Genomic DNA, 4775 nt, shown 5'->3' with positions numbered 1-4775 from the left:
TTGATTATTGATTATCCAGGAGACAGAAAATACCCTGGTATTTATAAAACATGATACTTCCGACTTTTGTAAAACGGAGGGTACCATTAATCTGTCACCCCTACCTTAAGTTTTTTGCTTAAAGCTTTCATATCATTGCTGACCTTAGTATTAACCACCTTAGCATAGTGCTGCGTGGTTTTCAGGTCTAAATGCCCAAGCATTTTGCTTACACTTTCAATAGGAACTCCATTGCTCAAGGTTACGGTTGTAGCAAAAGTATGTCTGGAAAGGTGAAAAGTGAGATTCTGAGTTATGTCACACATATCCGCAATTTCCTTGAGGTAGCTGTTCATTTTCTGATTGCTTAAAACCGGGAGAACGTGTTCGGAACACAAAGGGTGCTTTTTATATTTATTGATAATATTGATAGCTGGTTTTAATAACGGTATACTGGAATTGGTCTCTGTTTTTTTCCTGCTGGTGAATACCCAGTTACCGCCATCTACCCCGGTCATAATTTCACTTCTTTTTAGCTTTTTTACATCGGCATAAGAGAGACCTGTATAGCAACAGAAGACAAAAATATCTCTCACGCGATCTATCCGTTCGACCCTGATCTCTTTGTTGACAATCCGATCTAACTGTACCTGGTGCAGGAATTCTCTTTCCTTTGCTTTCGCCTTATTGGTATACTCAGAGAAAGGATTTTCTTTAAGCAGCTTAGGTTTGATGCAATAGTTATTGACAACTTTTTTAAAGTTTTTGATATACTTTTTTGCAGAAACCGGCGCAAGACTAAAGAATGTTTTTAGATGATGCTCGAAGTCTTTAATAAAATTATAGTCCAGTGCATTAATGCAGATATCACTCACTTTGTATTTTGCCATCAAGTACGAGGTTAAATGTCGGAACGTAGTTTTGTAGCCTTTTAGCGTGTTATCTTCATACTCATTACCAATCAACTCTTCCATTTGTTTATTGTGAAGGGTGAATAGTTCCATCAGCATATGCTTCTTTTCTGCCTTTCCCAGAAATTTGTTTTTAAGGCTTATGGAGGTGATCTCCTTACGTTCCTTAGTGAGCAAGGTGTGCGCTTCTTCGACTCGCTTATACAATTCGTCAAGATAGCTGTTTAATAATCTTGTGCTCTCTTTGTTTCCGCTCTCTCGATTAGATTTGCTGCACCAGCGGTGAGGCTCACATTTGCGACCGGTTGATACTTCTTTGCCTGGGGCATTAACAGTGATCCTAATATAGATCGGGATCGGGCCGGTTGTGTAATTTTTCGGCTTCTTCAGGTAGAAGAGCAGACTGTAATTTGTTTCCATAAAACAAGCTTAAATTGTGAACAAAATTAAGCTTGCAGCTACCGGACTGTCAAGATGTTTTATTATGAAACATCCTATGATACAGTTAGTTATGAGGTTTCCAGTGAGTAGAGTTTTCCGTTTTGTTGACTCACTGAATTACTCACTGCTTTAATGCGATTTGGTGAATAATATGGTGTTTTGGCGCCAACAAAAAAGGCTGCAAATCAGTGATTTACAGCCTTTTGGTTTGTTTTGACATTAATGTCTGTAGCCCGTAGGGGAATCGAACCCCTGTTTCCAGAATGAAAATCTGGCGTCCTCACCCCTAGACGAACGGGCCATTTTTGAGTGGTAAGTCTTAAGTTATAAGTTGTAAGTAAGACTTATTACTTACAACTTATAACTTATAACTTCTCAGGTAGCGGGAGCCAGACTCGAACTGACGACCTTCGGGTTATGAGCCCGACGAGCTACCAACTGCTCCATCCCGCACTGTATTATGTTTTTAACGAGTTATAAGCTCGACGAGTGCTCCCGTATTTTCGGGATTCCATCCCGCAAAGGTATAATTTTTTACGAGATATAAGCTCGCTGGCCAGAGCCAATTTTATTACAATTTTAAGCTTAAAGAAAGTCTCTGTGTTGCTTTTAAATTGGTCTGCAAAGATATATTTCGTTTCTTTGCAGACCAAATATATTTTAAAATAAATTTTACATGCCTCATAAAGCCGGATTTGTTAGTCTTGTCGGAAAACCAAACGTTGGAAAATCCACGCTGATGAACGCCTTAGTGGGCGAAAAACTGTCTATAGTTACTCCAAAGGCACAAACGACGCGTCATCGGATATTGGGTATCGTTAATGAAGATGATTATCAGATCGTGTTTTCAGACACACCAGGTATTATCAAGCCGGTATACGGAATGCAGGAATCCATGATGAGTTTCGTTAATGGGTCGCTGGTCGACGCAGATATTATCCTTTTTGTTACCGACATCAATGAAAAATACGATGAAAACGATGTTCTTGAAAAATTAGCGAAAACCACCTCCCCTATAGCGGTGGTAATCAACAAGATCGATAAATCTAATGAAGACCTTGTCAAGGAAAAAGTCGCTTATTGGGAAGAAACCTTGAAACCGAAGGCAGTATTCGCAGTCTCGGCATTACATGATCATAATGTACCTGCGGTGATGCAGTTTATTATGGATAATTTGCCTGAACATCCTGCCTATTACGATAAAGACACCCTCACAGACCGTAATGAGCGCTTCTTCGTTTCTGAAATCATCCGCGAAAAGGTTTTTAAACTTTATGAAAAGGAAATTCCCTATAGCACTGAAGTAATTATCACTGCTTTTAAAGACGAACCCAAGATCATCCGAATCAGCTCCGAAATTATCGTTGAACGTGATTCTCAAAAAAACATCATAATCGGTAAAGCGGGTGAGATGTTAAAAAAAGTAGGAACCTACGCCCGAAAGGATATGGAAGAGTTTCTGCAGAAAAAAGTCTTTTTAGAGATGTTTGTAAAGGTGATCCCGGATTGGAGGAATAGGAAGAATTATTTGAAATCGTTTGGATACGAGGACTAGAACAAAGAACAAGGAACAAAGAACAAGGATTTGTCCCTGTTCATTTTGAATTAACATTAAAATTAAAATACAGGATGAAATCACAAGATATAAGACCAACGAGTCTTTGTTCTTTGCTCTTTGTTCTTTTATCATATCACAATGAGTAACATAGTAGCAATAGTAGGCCGCCCTAACGTAGGAAAATCCACCTTATATAACCGTTTAACCGAAACACGCAAGGCGATCGTCGATGACTTCAGCGGAGTAACCCGCGACAGGCACTACGGCACCGCTGAGTGGACGGATAAAAACTTTACCGTAATTGACACCGGAGGCTATGTAGCGCACTCGGACGACGTGTTTGAAGCCGCCATACGCGAGCAGGTAATAATTGCCATAGAGGAAGCGACAGTGATCCTCTTCATGGTGGACGTTGTTACAGGGATCACCGACCTTGATGATGATATCGCCAAGCTTTTGCGTCGTAGCAAGAAACCGGTTTTCGTAGTTGTCAATAAAGTGGACAATAACCAGCGTCTAAATGATGCCAGCATATTTTACAGCTTAGGGCTCGGTGAGATCTATTCCTTATCCGCGATGTCGGGTTCAGGGACAGGGGAACTTCTGGACGAAGTGATCAAACACTTTGAAGATGAACCGGAAGATGATAACCAGCTTCCGAAATATGCGATAGTAGGCCGTCCGAATGTGGGTAAATCCTCATTGATTAATGCGCTGATCGGCAAGGAAAGGAATATCGTTACACCGATTGCTGGTACTACGCGCGACTCGATCCACATCCATTACAATCAGTTCGGACATGAATTCATGCTGATCGATACTGCTGGATTAAGAAAGAAAACGAAGGTTAAGGAGAATATTGAATTCTATTCAGTGATGCGTACCATTAAGGCACTCGAAGAGGCTGATGTGATCATCCTGATGATTGATGCGGTGGAAGGAATCGAATCGCAGGATATCAATATCTTTCACCTGGCAGAAAAGAATAAAAAAGGCGTGGTCATCCTTGTAAACAAATGGGATTTAATTGAAAAAAACACCAAAACAACCGGAGTTTTTGAAGATACCATCCGGGATAAAATAGCACCTTTCAGCGATGTTCCGATCGTCTTTACGTCCGTGGTTGAAAAACAAAGGATTTACAAATCCCTTGAAGCCGCGTCCAAAGTTTATGAGAATAAGCTGAAAAAAATCCCGACATCAAAACTGAACGATGTGATGCTTCCAATCATAGAGAATTATCCGCCTCCTGCAGTTAAAGGAAAGTATGTAAAGATCAAATACGTAACCCAAATAAACGGCTCCTCTCCGATGTTTGCATTTTTTTGTAATTTGCCGCAGTACATCAAGGAGCCCTACAAACGTTTCATAGAAAATAAGCTTAGGGAAAACTTCGATTTCACAGGGGTTCCAATACAGATCTATTTCAGACAGAAGTAATTATTGAATATACTTATAGATATGAAAGCTGTAGGTAAATTTCATATCTGGCAAAACATTACCACTTAAACTTTAAACAATAAACAACATGAAAAAACTAATTTTTACATTCATCGCAGCTGCACTGGTTATCTCGGCATGTAATAGCGCTGATAAAAAAGAAAAAGAAACTCAGGATTCTATTGCAGCAGCGGCTGCAGCTGATTCTATTTTAAACTCGGCAATGGCTGCTGATACTTTAAGTGTAGATTCTCTTGCTGGCGACAGTATCTTGGTAGATTCTATCCAATAACATTATTTGAGAACTTCAAGCGATCGGGCAATAGCCTGGTCGCCGAAGTTTATTGCTTTATAATACCCTTCATCCCCAAAATAATAACGAGCAAACAAGGCCTTAATCCGGGTCTCTATATCCTTACGGGATAATTCAATTTGCTTTTCGGTAA

The 4775-nt window shown here is 39.9% G+C and carries 4 protein-coding genes and 2 tRNA genes; 3 read left to right on the top strand and 3 right to left on the bottom strand.

What is annotated here, in order from left to right; translation table 11 throughout:
- Positions 1-86 precede the first annotated feature (86 nt).
- The 3 genes from WBJ10_RS04660 to WBJ10_RS04650 all read right to left on the bottom strand — a co-directional run bounded on the left by WBJ10_RS04660 (position 87) and on the right by WBJ10_RS04650 (position 1784).
- A complete protein-coding gene (locus WBJ10_RS04660; RefSeq protein ID WP_424288365.1) occupies positions 87-1310 on the bottom strand; it encodes a site-specific integrase in 1224 nt (407 codons plus the stop codon).
- A gap of 250 nt (positions 1311-1560) precedes the next feature.
- Positions 1561-1632, bottom strand: a tRNA-Glu gene (locus WBJ10_RS04655).
- Between the two features lie 79 nt (positions 1633-1711).
- A tRNA-Met gene (locus WBJ10_RS04650) sits at positions 1712-1784 on the bottom strand.
- 223 nt (positions 1785-2007) lie between these two features.
- Here WBJ10_RS04650 and era point away from each other — a divergent pair.
- The 3 genes from era (at position 2008) to WBJ10_RS04635 (ending at position 4621) form a co-directional block, all read left to right on the top strand.
- A complete protein-coding gene (gene era, locus WBJ10_RS04645) occupies positions 2008-2886 on the top strand; it encodes a GTPase Era (protein WP_424288364.1) in 879 nt (292 codons plus the stop codon).
- Between the two features lie 141 nt (positions 2887-3027).
- Positions 3028-4329 carry a ribosome biogenesis GTPase Der gene (der, locus tag WBJ10_RS04640; RefSeq protein ID WP_424288363.1) on the top strand — a complete coding sequence of 434 codons (1302 nt, stop codon included), beginning with the start codon at positions 3028-3030 and terminating at the stop codon, positions 4327-4329.
- An 88-nt stretch (positions 4330-4417) separates the two neighbouring features.
- Positions 4418-4621, top strand: a complete 204-nt coding sequence (locus WBJ10_RS04635; RefSeq protein WP_424288362.1) for a hypothetical protein — start codon at positions 4418-4420, stop codon at positions 4619-4621.
- Positions 4622-4775 lie beyond the last annotated feature (154 nt).

Origin of the sequence: Daejeonella sp., assembly GCF_049655485.1 — a bacterium.
Lineage (GTDB): Bacteria > Bacteroidota > Bacteroidia > Sphingobacteriales > Sphingobacteriaceae > Daejeonella.
The sequence above is the reverse complement of the archived record's forward strand: the minus strand, read 5'-3'. Positions and strand labels throughout refer to the sequence as shown.